General features: G+C 75.9%; 8 protein-coding genes. 5 read left to right on the top strand and 3 right to left on the bottom strand.

Translation table 11 applies throughout. The features are described 5' to 3' along the window. Window positions 1–143 precede the first annotated feature (143 nt). Entirely contained in the window at window positions 144–3,512 is a 3,369-nt protein-coding gene (locus OG455_RS09860; RefSeq protein ID WP_266292192.1) for a right-handed parallel beta-helix repeat-containing protein, read from the top strand. Beyond that, a complete protein-coding gene (locus tag OG455_RS09855) occupies window positions 3,509–4,894 on the top strand; it encodes a S8 family serine peptidase (RefSeq protein ID WP_266292190.1) in 1,386 nt (461 codons plus the stop codon). Before OG455_RS09860 ends, OG455_RS09855 begins: the two co-directional genes overlap by 4 nt. Window positions 4,895–5,031: 137 nt before the next feature. Here the strand turns inward: OG455_RS09855 and OG455_RS09850 are convergent, their stop codons facing one another. Further along, window positions 5,032–6,546, bottom strand: coding sequence for a hypothetical protein (locus OG455_RS09850; RefSeq protein WP_266292188.1), 1,515 nt, complete (start codon window positions 6,544–6,546; stop codon window positions 5,032–5,034). A 227-nt stretch (window positions 6,547–6,773) separates the two neighbouring features. On the opposite strand from OG455_RS09850, the gene OG455_RS09845 reads away from it, so the two are divergent. Together OG455_RS09845 and OG455_RS09840 are read left to right on the top strand one after the other, a co-directional pair. Further along, a complete protein-coding gene (locus OG455_RS09845; protein WP_266292186.1) occupies window positions 6,774–7,130 on the top strand; it encodes a hypothetical protein in 357 nt (118 codons plus the stop codon). Between the two features lie 356 nt (window positions 7,131–7,486). Continuing rightward, window positions 7,487–8,137, top strand: a complete 651-nt coding sequence (locus OG455_RS09840) for a sigma-70 family RNA polymerase sigma factor (protein ID WP_266292184.1) — start codon at window positions 7,487–7,489, stop codon at window positions 8,135–8,137. Between the two features lie 397 nt (window positions 8,138–8,534). Here OG455_RS09840 and OG455_RS09835 read toward each other — a convergent pair whose 3' ends face one another. After that, complete coding sequence (locus tag OG455_RS09835; RefSeq protein ID WP_266292182.1) at window positions 8,535–11,705, bottom strand: BTAD domain-containing putative transcriptional regulator; 3,171 nt, start codon at window positions 11,703–11,705, stop codon at window positions 8,535–8,537. Window positions 11,706–11,916: 211 nt separating this feature from the next. Between OG455_RS09835 and OG455_RS09830 the strand changes: the two genes are divergently transcribed. Continuing rightward, window positions 11,917–15,177 (top strand): BTAD domain-containing putative transcriptional regulator, encoded by a 3,261-nt coding sequence (locus tag OG455_RS09830; RefSeq protein WP_266292180.1) that lies wholly within the window; start codon window positions 11,917–11,919, stop codon window positions 15,175–15,177. Between the two features lie 25 nt (window positions 15,178–15,202). Here OG455_RS09830 and OG455_RS09825 read toward each other — a convergent pair whose 3' ends face one another. Next, window positions 15,203–16,207, bottom strand: a complete 1,005-nt coding sequence (locus OG455_RS09825; protein WP_266292178.1) for a Gfo/Idh/MocA family protein — start codon at window positions 16,205–16,207, stop codon at window positions 15,203–15,205. Between the last annotated feature and the right edge of the window lie 20 nt (window positions 16,208–16,227).

The raw sequence follows: 16,227 nt of genomic DNA, 5'->3' as shown, positions 1-16,227 counted from the left end.
GATCCCTGCGATCCCTGCGATCCCTGCGATCCCTGCGATCCCTGCGATCCCTGCGATCCCTGAAGTCCCTGAAGTCCCTGAAGTCCCTGAAGTCCCTGACCCCCCGCAAAAATGCCCACCACCAACGAAGGGAACCCCTGGCCATGTCGCGCCCGGTGCTGACGGTCTGCGCGGAGCAGCGGGAGTCCGGCTCCTACCGCACGATCGGTGACGCCCTGCAGGCGGCCCGCAGCGGCGCGGTGATCTCGGTGCGCCCCGGCCGCTACGAGGAGAACCTGGTGATCACCAAGATGGTGACCATCACGGCCGAGGACGTGCGCGGCAGCGTGCGGATCAGCCCGCGGCGCGGGGCGGTGGTCCAGGTGGTGGCGGAGGCGGTCCAGCTGACCGGCCTGGTGCTGCACGGGCAGGACGACGACCTGCCGACCGTGGACGTGCCGCGCGGCCAACTGGCGCTGCAGGACTGCGAAGTGGTCGGCAACTCCTGGACGGCCGTGCTGACCCGCCAGCAGGGCGCGCTCGCCATGCGCGGCTGCCGGGTGGTCAACCCGGCCGGCGCCGGGCTGGTGGAGACCTCCACCGGCACCAGCGTGATCGAGGACAGCGTGATCGAACACCTGGGCACCTCCGCCCTGGTGATCGGCGAGAAGGCCAACCCCACCGTGCGGCGCTGCGTGCTGCGCGACGCGCGCGGCAACGGCGTCTGCGCCAACGGCGAGGCCCGCGGGGTGATCGAGGACTGCGAGATCTCCGCGACCGACAAGCCGGCCGTCGCCCTGGAGGAGCACAGCACCACCCGCCTGCTGCGCACCGAGATCCGCGACAGCGCGCTGGGCGTCTTCCTCAGCTCCTCCGCCCGCACGGTGCTGGAGGACTGCACGGTCAGCGGCGTGCGCGGCCACGGGATCGCGCTCTCGGGCGGCACCGACCCGCTGCTGCGCCGCTGCCGCACGCTGCGCACCCAGGGCCACGGCCTGCACATCGCCGGCCGGTCCCAGGGCACCTTCGAGGACTGCGAGGTGACCGCCGCCGCCCAGGTGGGCATCTTCGTCGGCGAGTCGTCGGGCCCCACGCTGCTGCGCGCCACGGTGCGCGACAGCGGGGCGGACGGCGTGGAGCTGGCCGGGGAGAGCACCGCCGAGTTCGACCGCCTGGAGGTCTACGACGCGGCGGGGGTGGGGATCGTGATCCGCGAGGGCGCCAACCCGCTGCTGCGCCGGGTGACGGTGACCGCCGCCGCCGGCCACGGCGTCGAGGTGCTGCACGACGGGCGGGGCCGGCTGGAGGACGCCACCGTGCTCGACTCGGGGCAGGCCGGGGTGCGGATCGCCGACGGCGCCAACACCTACCTCGGCGGCAGCACCGTGCGCGGCAGCGGTGCCGCCGGGATCTCGGTCGGCGCCCACGGGATCGCCGGCCTGCGTGACTGCGAGAGCGCCGACAACGCCTACGACGGCGTCAGCGTGGAGCGGGACGGCGAGCTGACCTGCACCAGGACCCGGCTGCGGGCCAACCGCCGGCACGGCCTGCACCTGCTCGCCGGCTCCCGCGCGACCCTGACGGACTGCCAGTTGACCGACAACACGGTGGACGGCATCCGGCTGGAGTCCGCCGAGGCGGTCCGGCTCAGCGACTGCCTGGTCGCGGAGAACCAGGGCGCCGGGCTGCGGCAGAGCGAGCCGAGCGAGCGCCTCGCGGTGGAGAACCTGCAGAGCCGCGACAACCGCTCCACCGACGCGTACGGCACGGCCTCGGCCTCCGTCGCGACGGCGCAGGACGGCGACGGCGGCGCCGAGGACCCAGAGGGCACGGAGGCCGCCGCCCGGGCGGCCAGCGAGGTGCGGGGCCCGCAGGCCGTGCTGCAGACGCTGGTCGGCCTGGACGGGGTGAAGGAGCAGGTCGCCACCCTGGTCAACCTCAACAAGCTGGCCAAGCGCCGCGAGCAGGCCGGCATGCCGGCCCTGCCGATGAGCCGGCACCTGGTCTTCGCGGGCCCGCCCGGCACCGGCAAGACCACGGTGGCCCGGCTCTACGGCGCGATCCTGGCGGAGCTGGGCGTGCTGCGCAGCGGCCACCTGGTCGAGGTGGCCCGCGCCGACCTGGTCGCCTCGATCATCGGCGGCACCGCCCTGAAGACCACCGAGGTGGTCAAGGAGGCCTTCGGCGGGGTGCTCTTCATCGACGAGGCCTACACCCTGTCGGCCGGCTCCGGCGGCGGCACCGGCCCGGACTTCGGCCGGGAGGCGATCGACACCCTGGTCAAGCTGATGGAGGACCACCGCGACGACCTGGTGGTGATCGTGGCCGGCTACGAGGCCGAGATCCGCGAGTTCCTGGCCTCCAACCCGGGCCTGGCCTCCCGGTTCAGCCGCACGGTCGAGTTCGAGAACTACAGCACCGAGGAGCTGGCCACCATCGTGGAGATGGCGGCGGCCGGCCACGGCTACCAACTCGCCGAGGGCACCAGGGAGGCGCTCACCCTGCACTTCGAACGGATGCCCAGGGGCGCCGACTTCGGCAACGGCCGGGCCGCCCGCAAGGTCTTCGAGGAGATGGTGGACCGCCAGGCCTCCCGGCTCGCCGGGCTGGAGAGCTTCGACAACGCCGACCTGGCGCTGCTGGTGCCCGCCGACGTGGGCGAGGAGACCGCCGCCGAGCTGGCCCGCGCCGCCGCCGGCATCGAGGAGCCCGAAGGACCGGGCCTGCTCGACCAGTTGCGCTCGATGGTCGGGCTCGGCGAGGCCAAGCAGCAGGTCGAGGACCTGGTCAACCTCACGGTGCAGACCCGCCGCCGGGTCGAGGCCGGCCTGCCCGCCCCCAAGATCAGCCACCACCTGGTCTTCGCCGGCCCGCCCGGCACCGGCAAGACCACGGTGGCCCGGCTCTACGGCGAACTGCTGGCCGAACTGGGTGTGCTGCCCACCGGCCAGCTGATCGAGACCGCCCGCGCCGACCTGGTGGGCCGGTTCATCGGCCACACCGCCCAGTTGACCCGGGACGCCTTCGAACGGGCCCGTGGCGGGGTGCTCTTCATCGACGAGGCCTACACCCTGACGCCGCGTGGGGGCGGCAACGACTTCGGCCAGGAGGCCGTGGACACCCTGATGAAGCTGATGGAGGACCACCGGGACGAGGTGGTGGTGATCGTGGCCGGCTACCAGGAGGAGATGAGCGGCTTCCTGGCCTCCAACCCGGGTCTGGCCTCCCGGTTCTCCCGGGAGATCAACTTCGGCCACTACGCGGACGAGGAACTGGTCACCATCGTGCGCCTGCAGGCCGAGTCGGCCGGCTACAGCTGCTCGCCGGAGACGCTGGCGGCGCTCGGCGAGCTGTTCGGCTCGGTGCCGCGCGACCGGGCCTTCGGCAACGGGCGGTTCGCCCGGCAGACCCTGGAGAGCATGATCACCCGTCAGGCGGGCCGGCTGGCACGGCTGGACGTGGCGGACCTGGCCGAACTCAGCGTGCTGCTGCCGCAGGACATCCCGGTGCAGCGGATCGGCAGCCTCGCGTGAGGTCCGCCGGCGCCGCTGGTCGGCGGGCCGCCACCGCCGCACTGCTGGCCGGCGGCCTGCTGCTGCCGGCCGGCCTGGCGCGGGCCGACGCCTCCGTCCCGTCTTCGCAGTCCTCCTCCCCGTCGTCCCCGCAGTCCCCGTCCTCGTCCTCGTCGTCCTCGTCGTCGTCATCGGCGGCGGGCGACACCCTGCCCGGCGTCAGCCAGTTGCGCACCGACCAGAGCGGCCAGCAGCCGGCCTGTCTGCCCGCCTCGGCCAAGAGCAACCAGCTCACGCCCTGGGCGCAGACCTTCCTGCGACCCGACCAGGTCTGGCCGTTGAGCCAGGGCGCGGGCGTGACGGTGGCGGTGCTCGGCTCCGGCGTGGCCGACGGAGCCGGTCTGCTGACCGGTCGGGTCGACTACGCCGCCAAGCTCACCGGCGGCGGCGACCCGGCGCGCGACTGCGTGGGCCACGGCAGCTTCCTGGCCGGTCTGATCGCCGCCGACCAGCGCGGTGACACGGGCTTCGCCGGCCTCGCGCCGCGCGCCCGGATCCTCGCCGTGGGCGTCGCCGACCCCACCGGTGCCACCACCGCGGACCTGCTCGCCCAGGGGATCCGGGCCGCCGCCGACCGCGGTGCCCGGGTGATCGACGTGGGCGTGACCGTTCCCGCAGGCAGTGACGCGCTCCTGGCGGCGGTGCGCTACGCGGTGGGCAAGGGCGCGCTGATCGCCGCCCCGGCGGCGGCGGACGCCGTGCCGCAGGCGGCGGGCGCCTCCCCGCCGCCGCCCGCGCCGGTCTACCCGGCCGCCTACCCCGAGGTCCTCGCGGTCCGCGACCTGGGCCCGGGCGGCATCCTCCCGCAGAGCGGAGGGGCGGCGGTGGGCGGCCGGGTGGACCTGGCCGCCCCCGGCGACGCGGTGATGAGCGTCGGCCCGGCGGGCGGCGGCTACTACACCGGGGCCGGGGCCAGCTTCGCGGCGGCCTTCGTGGCGGGCTCAGCCGCCCTGGCGCTGGGCTACCGGCCAGAACTGACGGAGCCTCAGTTGGCGCGCCGGTTGGAGGCCACCGCCTATCGTTCGGCGGGCGCGGTGCCCGACCCGCAGACCGGCTACGGCTCGGTGGACCCGGTGGCCGCCGTCACCGCCGTCCTGCCGGACCAGTCCGCAGCCCCGTCCCCCGCGCCGTCCGTCACCCCCGCTCCGTCCCAGCGGCTCGTGATGCCGCCCGTGCCGCGGGCCTCCGCGGCACCCCGCCAGGCGGGCACCGTGGCGCTGGGCGCGCTGGCGGTGATCGTCGTCGCGGGCGTCGGTGCGGTGGTGGTGCCGCGCGGGCGCTCCCGCGGCTGGCGGCCGCCGGCCCCGGGCGCCCGGCGGGAGTTCGACGAGGACGGCTCCTGAGGAGTCCGCCGGGTGCGGTGCGGCGGCCGGGGGAGCCCACCCCCGGCCGCCGCACCGCTCGCGCTTCAGTTCTTCCGCCGGCTCCCGAGCCCGTTCCTGTTCCTGTTCCCGCTCCTGCTCGTGTCGGGGGAGCGTGCCTACCAGCCGGTCGGATGCCAGGTGCCGGTGCCGCCCGGGTGCTGGTGGGCCATCGACTCGCCGACCAGCGCCGCCAGTTCCAGGCAGGCCTGCCTGGCCTTGGGCCGCAGCCGCGCCAGGTCCAGCTCGTCGGCCGCCGCCAGGTGGCCGTCCGCCGGGAGCAGTACCGCGCCGCGGCAGCGGGTGCGGAAGTGCGCGGCCAACTCCTGTGCGGGCAGCGGCCGGTCACCCTCGGCGAGCTGACCGGGGCCGGTCGCGACCACGGTGACGCTGTCGCGGACCAGCTCTCCGTGCCCCTGTGCGACCAACTGGTCCAGCAGTGCCGTGGCTCCCCTCGCGCCGGCCACCGAGGCGCTCGCGCAGACCACCAGTTGGTCGGCGAGTTCGACCGCCGCGCGTCGCACACCGTCCGCCGCCGTCCCGGCGTCGCTGAGGATCACCGGGTACTGGCTGCTCAGGGTCGCCAGCACCTGCCGGTAGCCGTGCTCGTCGAAACCGTGGCTCGGCGCGCCCGGCAGCTCGGCCAGGACCTCCAGGCCGCTCGCCGCCCGCGAGGTGAACCGGCGCACGTCCTGGTAGGTGCCCAGCGCGGGCAGCACCGCGAGCAGTTCGGCGAGCGTCCGCGTGTGCTCGCGCCGCACCCGGTGCCCCAGCGCGACCGCCTGCCCGCCGCCGCCATCGGGGCCGCCAGGGCCGCCGGGGCCGCCGGGGCCGGGCACGGCGAGGTCCAGGGCGATCACCCGGTCGGGTCGGTGGGTGGCCAGCAGCGTGCCCAGGGCCAGGGTGGCGGCGCTCGGCCCGGTCTGCGCCGCGTGCCCGAGCACCGTGATCCGGTGGCAGCCGGCCAGCGGGGTGCGGATCCGCTCCAGCAGGCGCCGCTGCTCCTCCTGGCTGCCGGCGAAGGGCAGTCGCAGGGCGCGGGGGCCGCGCGGTGCGGGGCGGCGCAGCAGCCGCTCGGAGTTGAGCTCCAGGGCGGCGGCGTGCCCGAGCCCGCGGTCCGGGAACGGGACCACCCGCCCCGGGGCGGCAACCGGCGCGGCAATCGGGGTGGCAATCGGGGCGGCAACCGGGGCAGCCAGGCTCGGCGGGTCGGTGGGCGGCGCGACAGCGCCGGGCACCGGGGCACCGGGCGGCAACTGCACGTAGGGCGGCAGCTCCAGGTGTGGCGGCACCCCTGGTACCGGCAGCCCGGGCAACGCCGCCCCTGGCAGTGGCAATCCGGGCAGTGGCAATCCGGGCAGTGGCAATCCAGGCATCGGCAGCCCGGGTTCGGCCGGCGCCTCGCCCGTCCGGAGCAGCGGCAGCACCCGTTCCGTCGGCGGGATCAGCACCGTGCCCAGGGGATCCAGCGGCGTGCGGTCGAGCAGCGGCACCGGGGCGGGCCAGCTGAGCGGTGTGTAGTCCGGTGCACCGAACGGTTCTTCGTCCGGCCCGGGGCGCAGCGCACCCAGCACGCCGCTCGCCCGGCCCAGGGGCGCCGCCGTGCCCGCGAAGCTGTCGACAAGAACCGTCACGTGTTCTCCCGGTTTTCGGTCCGTCCCACCACCCCCGTCCAGTCAGGGATAACGGCCTCCCGAACCGGCCGGGTTCAGCCGCCGACCCACCTGGCACCTGCTGAACCCGGTTGCCACCCGGTACCGTCCCTCCTGGGTGGCACTCCCAACCGGGTGTCATGACAGGTAGACAGGTCGGGCCCTTGCGCGGGCGGACGTCCCGCCGTGGGACAGGGGGAGAGGCACCAATGTCCCGGGACGGGGCGGCACACGGGCCGCAGCAGTTCATCGCGTCCCTGCTGAGACAGCCGCCGGAGAGCCGGCCGGGTCCGGCCGCGCTGCCGGTCCCGGTGGCGTCGGCGGCCGAGGTGATCGACGTCGCGCGGCGGCTCGCCCTGCTCGGCCTGCCCGACGAGCAGAGCCAACCGACCCCGCCGCCCGAACTGCTGCGGCTGGCGATGGCCCTGGTGGTGGACGAGCACCCGTCCGCCCCGACCTGGTCACCGGCCGACCGCGGCACGCTGGGCGCCTGGGTCGCGCTGCTGATCGCCCGCCGCGGCGAGGACGGAGTGCAGCACCTGATCCGTGCGCTCAACCTCGACTGAGCCACCGCACCGGCCCCGCACCGGCCCCGCACCGGCCCCGCACCGGCCCCGCACCGGCACTGATGCGAGCCGCACCGGCCCGCACGGGTACTGACGCGAGCCGCACCGGCCCGGTTCCGGGTCGCGCCAAAGCCGCCCCGCCGGACGTCAATGCCGCGCGGTCGTGCAGTGCTGTTGGTGCTGCTGTTGGTGCTGACGTTGGCGCCGGCATTGGCGCTGACGTTGGCGACTCGTTGGTGCGACCTTGGCGCGGCCCGGCAACGTATGAGTAGCGAGGTCGGGAAAGCCCAGCCCGGCCTCGCGAGGCCGCTCGTCGGCCCGCACCGAGACCCCGCCGGATCAAGAGGTAGTGCGCCGTGTCCACACAGCCAGTCGCCCCGTCCTCCGCGCCCTCGGCCCTGCCGCCCGCCACGGCCGAGCCCGCCGCGCGTCCCACCCTCGACCAGGAGACACTCGCCGAGCTCTACCGGTTGCACGGCGGCTACCTGCTGCGCGCCCTGCTGCGGGTGACCAACGGTGACCGCGGCAAGGCCGAGGACATCCTGCAGGAGACCCTTCTGCGTGCCTGGCAGCACCCGGAGGCGATCTCCCGTGGGCCCGAGCACAGCCGCCCCTGGCTGTTCACCGTGGCCCGGCGGATCGCCATCGACCACTTCCGGATGGCCGCTGCCCGCGCCCAGGAGGTGGCCGGCGAGATGCTGGAGGACCGCCCGCTCGCCGAGGACCCCTACGAGCAGGTGCTCGCCTCCCGGGACATCAGCCAGGTGCTGGACAGGCTGCAGCCGCACCATCGCGAGGTGCTGGTCGAGCTGCACCTGAAGGACAGGTCGGTGGTGGAGGCGGCCGAGCGGCTCGGGGTCCCGCCGGGCACGGTCAAGTCCCGCAACTTCTACGCGATCCGGGCGCTGCGTCCGGTCCTCGCGGCGCAGCACGAGTACGCCCCCGCGGTGCGGTCGGCCGACCGCACCGCCCCGGCCGCGCCCACACTGCCCGGTACGGCGGCCTGACGGACCGTCGATCCGAAGACCGTCGATCCGAAGACCATCGACATGCCAGACCGTCGGGGACACAGATCATCGACCTGGCAGATCATCGAGTGCCGGGGTATTGACCTGGCAGGCCATCGGTCGGTCGGTCGGGTGGTCGATCGGTCACGAGGTCATCGATTGCCGAACCATTGGTCACCGGACCGTCAGCGTGCAGACCGTCGGCCGCCGGGTCCTCGATGTAGAGGCTGTCGACAGTCTGACCATCGACTCCTGGATCATCTGCTCCCGGATCATCTGCTCCTGGTCCATCTGCTCACGGACCGTCGAAACCCGAACCATCGAAATCCCGACCATTGGTCGAGTGAACCATCGGCACTAGCACCGTCTGTGCCCGGACCATCGATCAGGTGGACCGTCAGAACGCCTGCGACTGCTCCCCGGCCGCCGGGGAGAAGCCCGCCCGGCAGCTCAGCGAGTCCTCGATCACCGCGAGCAACTCGCTGACGGCGCCTGCCAGGTGGCAGTGCAGCCGGTAGAGGCCGACGGCCGAGCGCAGGTGCTCGACGGCCTCCGGCTCCCGACCCTGGGAGAGCAGGAAGCCGGCGTAGGACTGCTCGGCGATGGCGTGCAGGTGCAGGAACCCGGCCTCCCGGCAGGTGGCGAGCAGCCGCGACCAGAGCGGCTCGGCCGCTTCGGCGGAGCCCAGTGCGTGCAGGGCCTGCGCCTCGGTCAGCAGCGACCAGGCGTGCACGATCGCGGTCGGCCGGTCGGGCAGCAGCGACCTGGCCTCGCGGGCCTGGCGCACCGCGTCCTCCAGGTCGCCCGCCATCAGGCTCACCGCCGCGGCGTGCCCGAGCGCGTAGCAGAGCCGGCGGCGATCGCCGGCGGTCTCGGCCAGTGCCACCGCCGTGCTGGTCAGCCGCGTGGCCTCCACCGGGTCGCCCATGATGGCGGTGCCCAGCGCGAGGGAGACCAGGGCGCGTACGTGCGCGAAGCCGTCCTCGGGTGAGGTGTCGGCGACCGCCCGGCGGGCCGTCCCGACCGACTCCTCGCGGCGTTCGAGCCCGGTCAGGGCGCTGGCCAGGGTGCCGCGCAGCAGCGCGGTGGCGATCCGGTCGCCGCACCGCGCGGCGGCGCTCTCGCCCGCGCGCAGGCAGCTCAGCCAGTCGGTCAGCAGGCTGGACCCGTAGTACAGCGGGCTCGACAGCAGGGCCAGGCGCCAGGCCCGTTCGGGGTCGGCGGTTCCGGCGGCGGTGACCAGCGCGCGGACCGTCGGTTCCTCGTCCCGGAACCAGGCGAGCGCGGAGCGGGCGTCGACCGCGTTCGGCAGTGCCGGTGGCCGGTGGGCACGTTCGCCGTGGCCGTCCTGGCCCGGTTCCAACTGCTCGGCGCAGTGCCGGGCCGCCTCCAGGTAGTAGTCCAGCAGCCGCTCGACGCTGAGCCGTTGGACCTCGGCCGGCTGCTCGCCGAAGAGCTCCACGCCGAACAGCCGGATCAGGTCGTGCCGGCTGTAGCGCCCCGGGCTGCCTTCGGTGAGCAGGTGGTGGGCGGCCAGTTCGGCCAGGGCCCCGCCGGCGGTGGCCGGGTCGGTGCCGAGCAGCGCGGCGCCGGCCGGGGCGTCCACCTCGGGACCCGGGTGCGCGGCCAGCACGGTGAGCAGGCCGGCCGCGTCGGGGGAGAGGTGACGGTAGGTCAGGGCCAGGGTGGTGCGGATGCTGACCGCTCCCTGGGTCTCCAGGGCGAGCAACCGGGTGCGCTCGTCGGCCAGCTCGGCGACCAGGTCGGCGATCGCCCAGTCCGGCCGGGCGGCCAGCCGGGAGGCCGCGATCCGCAGTGCCAGCGGGAGGTGGTCGCAGAGGCCGGCAAGTTGCTGGGCGGCGGCCGCCTCGGCCCGTACCCGCGCGGGGGTCAGGCCGCGTTCGAGCAGCCGCAGCGCGTCGCCGTCGGGCAGCGCCTCCAGCCGGATCAGGGCCGCGCCCTCGGTCACCACCAACGCCTCCAGCGTGCTGCGGCTGGTGATCACGGCGGCGCAGTCCTGCCCGCCGGGCAGCAGCTCGGCGACCTGCTCGGCATCGGCCGCGTTGTCCAGCACCACCAGCAGCCGCCGGCCTTCGGTCCGGGTGCGGTAGAGCGCGGCGCGGCCGGACCGGTCCTCGGGGACGGCGGACTCCGGCACGCCCAGGGCGAGCAGGAACCGGCCGAGCACCTCGGCCGGGTCGGCCGAACGGGCCGGGTCGAAGCCGCGCAGATCGACGAAGAGCTGGCCGTCCGGGAAGCCCGCGGCCACCTGGTGCGCCCAGCGGATCACGGTGGCACTCTTGCCGGCCCCGGCGGGGCCGACCACCAGCGCCAGTCCGTCACCGGTGCGGTCCGGCCCGCACTCGCGGTCGAGTCGGCGCGACTCCTGCGCCCGCCCGACGAAGCCGGCCGGCTGCCGGGGCAGCTGCCGGGGTGCCGGCGGTTCGACGGTGTCGGGCGCCGGCGCTGCCGCGGGCAGCTCGCGCGGCAGCGGCCGGCCGGGTGCGCCGGCCCGCTCGCCGGTCCACCCGCCGGTCCACCCGCCGGTCCGCTCGCCGGTCCGCTCGCCGGTCCACCCGCCGGTCCGCTCGCCGGTCTCGTCGTGTCCGGCCGTGTCGGGGTGTCCCTGCGCCTGCGCGGTAACCTGCCCCGTCGCGGCTCCCGGCCCCGGCGCCGCTCCAACGACGGACGTTCCCATCCACCGGGACCCGCCCGTGCGTGCGCCCGGCGGCCCGCCCGTGCGTCCGGCGGACCAGGTGGGCTCCTCGGACAGCACCTCCGACAGCGCCGCCCGCAGCTCCGGGCCGGGCAGCAGGCCTAGCTCGCGGTTGAGCAGCGCCCGGGCGTGGTGGTACACCGTCAGCGCGTCGGGGGACCGCCCGGCCTGGTGCAGGCAGCGGACCAGCAGGGCCACCACCGCCTCCCGCAGTCCGTCGGCCCGCACGCTCTGCTCCAGCGCCGGCACGGCCACCGCTCCGGTGCCCCGGCGCAGCCGCAGCTCGGCCCAGGTGATCAGGACCTTGGTGCGCGCCTCGTCCAGCCGGCTCGCCAGGGCCCGGCGCAGCTCGGTGTCGGGCAGGTCGGCCAGCGCGGCGCCCTGCCACAGGCTCAGTGCCTGCTCCAGCAGCCCGATCGCCTCGCCCTGCCGGTCCTCGTCGCCCGCTCGGGCCGCCGCGGCCGCTCCGCCGGCGGATGCCGTGTCGGCCTGCTGGTCCTGCTGGGCGCCGGCTGCCCGCTCCCCGGCGAGGGCGGCCAGCGCCTCGAACCGCAGCGCGTCCACCTGCTCGGCCGGTCCGCTGAGCTGGTAGCCGGGCATCCGGGTGTGCAGGGTGAACGGGGTGCCGGCGAGCACTTTGCGCAGCGCGGCGACGTGTCCCTGCAGCGCCGCCTTGGCGCGGGCCGGCGGCTCCTCGCCCCAGAGCAGCTCGAAGAACTGGTCCACGGCGACGACCCGCCCCTGACGCAGCGCCAGCAGGGCGAGCACCGCGCGCCGCTGGGATCCGGGCAGCACGACGAGCCCGCCGGCCGCGGTCCGCAGCTCTACCGGGCCGAGCAGCCGGATACCCATGCGTCCCCCACAGTCGCCCCCCACCGGTCGGGCTTGGTCGTCCGACTGCAGTGTAGTCACGTCCGTCGGCCGCACCAGGCCCTCATCAGGGCTTCGACCTGCGCAGATGAGAGTTTCACGCCCCGTTGTGGGGTTGCGGGTCCGGCACGCCTTATCCTCGGACGGGTCGGTCGGTGGGCCCGACCGCACAGGGGTGAGCAGGGGGGCGTGCATGCGGATAGACCTGCTCGGCGCGGTCACCGTCCGGTACGACGATGGCGCGGACGCCACACCCACGGCCCCCAAGCGCCGCGCGCTGCTCAGCGTGCTGGCGGTCCGGCTCGGTCGCGTGGTGCCCACCGAGCAGCTGATCGAGCTGGTCTGGGACGGCAACCCGCCGGCGACCGCCCGTGCCGCCCTGCAGGGCCACATCGCCGAACTGCGGCGCCTGCTGGACGACGGCCTGGTGCTGACCACCCGAGGCGCCGGCTACCTGCTGACCGGCGACCGGGAGCAGGTGGACGCGCTGCGCTTCGAACGCCTCTGCGCCGCCGCCGGCCTGCTGTCCCCCGGCGGCGGTGATCCGGCCGCCTTCGCTCCGGCCGCCTTCGCTCCGGGCTCCTTCACGTCGGGCCCGCTCGCCCCGCCCGCCCCGCTCGTCGCTGCTTCGCTCGACCCCGGTGCGCTCCACCCCGGCCCGGTCGGCGCAGCTCGGGCCGCCGGGGCCGACGACCGCGCGCTGCCGCTGCTGCGGGCGGCACTCGACCTCTGGCGCGGTGCGGCCCTGACCGACTGCGGTTCCACCCTGCTGCGCGAGCGGACCGCGCCCCGCCTGACCGACCTGCGGCTGCGCGCCCTGGACCAGCTGGCCGACGGGCTCTGCCGGCTGGGCCGCGGGGCGGAGCTGATCCCCGAGCTCACCGAAGCCGCGCTGGCCCACCCCACCCGGCGGCAACTGGCCGCCCGACTGCTGTCCTGCATCGAGCAGGCCGGCCCCCGGGAGGAGGCACAGGCTCTCTTCGACCAGGTCATGACGGGGCTGCCCGCAACGCCGGGGTTCACCCCGCACGTCGCCAGTGAGCGGCTCGGCGGCAGGCCGTCGCCCACGGTGCCGGCGGTCTTCCCGCCCTCGTACCCGTCCCCGACCTCGCCCGTGGCCGCCCGGCGCGCCGGGTCACCGCCCGTCGTCCCCTTCGCTGCGGCCGCCCCCGCGACCCTCGTCAGGCCACTGTCCGCTGCCCCGGTCGCCACCCCGGTCGCCACCCCGGTCGCCACCCCGGTCGCCACCCCGTTCGTCGCCCCGGCTGCCGTGCCGGTGGCCCCGGGGCCGCGACCGGTGCCGGTGCCGTTGCCGTTGCCTGCGCAACTACCGCGCGGTAGCAGGCGGTTCGTCGGCCGGGTGGCCGAGCTCGAACGGCTGGACAGTGCGATCGCGCCGGGTCGGGAGGCCCGCCCGATCCTGATCACCGGGCCGGCCGGGGTCGGCAAGACCGGCCTGGTCCAGCACTGGGCCCAGCGGGTCGCCGAACGGTTCCCGGACGGCCAGCTCTACGCCGACCTGCGCGGCTTCGACGAGACCGAGCCGCGCGACCCGGGCGAGGTCCTGGCGGAGTTCCTGACTGCTCTCGGGGTGCCCGCCGGCGCCGTCCCCGCCTCGCTGGATGACCGTGCGCGGCGCTACCGCGAGCTGCTGACGGGACGTCGTCTCCTGGTCGTGCTGGACAACGCGCGCTCCTACGAGCAACTGGCCCCGCTGCTGCCCGACCCGCCCGCTGACGCCCTGCTGACCGATGCCCGAGCGGCCGACCTCCCGCCGGCCGACCGCGCCCCCGTGCCCGCCGCCCTGCCCGCCCCCGTGCCCGTCGCCGCGCCCGTGACCGTGATCACCAGCCGCGACCGGCTCGGCGACCTGCTGGTGCACGAGGGCGCCGTCCCGTTCCCGCTGGAGGTGCTGACCCGCGCCGAGGCCCTCGACCTCCTGGCCCGGCTGCTGGAGCCGGCCCGGGTGGCCGCCGAACCGCAGGCCGCCGTCGAGCTCGTCGAACGCTGCGACCGGCTGCCGCTGGCCCTGCGTCTGGCGGCCGCCCGGCTGGCCGCCCGCCCGCGCTGGGCGCTGCTGGACCTGGTGTCGGAGATCTCCGACGAGCAGGCGGGCCTGGCCTCACTCTCCTTCGCGGGCCGTGGCTCGCTCGGCGTGGCGGCCACCCTCAACCTGACCTGCCGGGCGCTGCCGGCCCCGGCTGTGCAGCTGTTCACCATGCTCGGCCTGCACCCCGGCGCGGTGATCGACCCGCCGACCGCCGCCGTCCTCGCCGACCTGCCGCCGGCGGAGGTCCGCGGCCTGCTGGCCCAGCTCGACGCGGCCCACCTGGTGGAGGAGAGCGCTCCCGGCCTCTTCGCCCGGCGCGACCTGGCCCGCGGCTACAGCGTCCAGCTGGCCGCCGAACTCGAATGCGAGCAGCGGCTCGCGGCGATGGACCGGATGATCGACCACTATCTGGCCGCGACCGCCGCCGCCTGTGCCGGCCTGCGCACCAGCGACGTGCTGCCGGTCGAGCCCGCCCTGCCCGCGGCCCTGCTCCCCGGTGGCGGCCTGCTGGGCGCGGTGCTCCCCGAGACGCTCTCCGCCGGGGCCGGCCTGCCGTCGCAGGCCGGCCCCGCGCAGGCCGGCCCGCAGGTCACCCCCGCGCAGGCCGCCGACTGGTTCCGCCGTGAGGAGCGTGCGGTGCGCGGCGTGGTGCTCTGCGCCGAGCAGTACGGTCGGTCCGCCGCGGCCTGGCGGCTCGCACACCAGGCCGGGGTCCTCTACGACCAGGTGGACCACAGCCGCGCCGACTGGCGGATCACCGCCGAGACCGGCCTGCGGGCCGCCCACGCGTGCGACGACCCGGCCGCGCTGGTCCGGCTCTCCACCGACCTCGCCGCCGTCCTGGTCGACCAACGGGAGTTCCGCGCCGCCGCCGAGCACCTGGACCGGGCCCTCGCGCTGGCCGACGAACTCGACGACCCGACGGAGCGTCACCGCTGCCGCACCCGGCTGGCCGAGGGGTTGGTGCGGGCCGGGCGCTACGACCGCGCGGTCCCGCTGCTGACGGAGCTGGTGGCCCGCGCCCGCTTGCTGGCCGACACCCGGGCGCTCGCCCGCGTGCTCGCGGGCCTCGCCGGGGCGCTGCTGGCCACCGGCGCCACGGAGCCGGCCCTGGCCCATGCCGACGAGGCCGTCCGGATCCTGACCGCCCACCCCGACGACCCGGTCCTGGTCCGCGCCACCCACACCCGCGCCGAGGCCCTGCACGCGCTGGGCCGGCACGGCACCGCGCTCGCCACCGCCCGGCTCGCCCTCGCGCTGGGCCGTACCCAGGGCGACCCGCGGGTCGAGTCCCGCGCCCACGCCCTGGTCGCCACCCTGCTGCACGCCGTGGGCCGTACCGCCGAGGCCCAGGCGGAGGAGCGGCAGGCGGACGCCAAGGCGACCGCGCCCACCACCTCCTGACGGCCACTCTGAGCGGCCGGTCGGGCTAAGCGGCGGCGACCGGCACGGCGCGCCCGGTGAGCAGGGACTCCTCGGCGGCCGCCAGCAGGCGCACCACCCGCAGCCCGAACCGCAGGTCGCACGGTGCGACGCCCGCCCGTGCGGCGCTCACGCCCGCGCCTTCGCCTTCGCCCGCGCCCGCACTCGCACCGCCGTCCGCACCCGCACCGGTGCCCGGGAGCCCGCCCGGGAGTCCGCCCCGGACGTCGGCCAGCAGCGCGTCCACCGCGCGGTGGAAGGCGGCGCCCGCACCGGCGGTGGAGCCCGGGGCCCGGGTCACGCCGTGCTCGCCGCGCAGTTCGATGCTCAGCCCGGCCGCCTTCGGCGGAGCCGTCATGCTCAGCTCGGCCGAGCTGGAGGCGCCCCCGGCGTGCCGGAAGACCAGGTACACGGTGTCCCGCGCGCCGGCCGTCGCCGTCACCTGCTCGATCTCACCGAGCACCGGCAGCAGGACCGAGAGCAGGTGGGGGCCGATGTCCCAGAGCGGGCCCTTGCGCTGCCGCCAGGGCGAGGCGGCGTAGGGGCTGTCGTCCGAGCTGAAGACGGAGGCCAGCCACTGGGCGTGGCCGGTGAACCAGGAGCCGACCGCCGCCTGCTCCTCGACCCAGCGGGACTGCCCCTCGTCGAAGCGCAAGGTGAAGAAGACCTGACCGGCCACCCCGTTGCGCTCGGCGGCCGCCAGCACGGCGGCGGCCTGCTCGACCTCCGTCGCGACCGGCTTGTCCAGCAGCAGGTGGCGGCCGGCCTCGGCGGCCCGGACGGCGAGTGCGGGCTGCACGTCCGGCGGCAGCGCGATCGAGACGGCGTCGACGGCGGCGAGCAGCGCGTCGACCTCGGTGAAGGCCGGCACGCCGTGCGCGGCGGCCAGTTCACCGGCGGCCTCGGGCCGTCGGCCCCAGACACCGGCGAACTCCGCCTCGGGGTGTGCCGCCAGTGCCGGAGCGTGGACGCGCTGCGCCCAGGGGCCGGTGCCCAGGAGTCCGATTCGCATGACCGGCAGCCTTTCACACC

Origin of the sequence: Kitasatospora sp. NBC_01287 (assembly GCF_026340565.1) — a bacterium.
GTDB lineage: Bacteria > Actinomycetota > Actinomycetes > Streptomycetales > Streptomycetaceae > Kitasatospora.
Note: the sequence above shows the minus strand (reverse complement) of the source record. Positions and strands in the feature narration are given on the sequence as shown.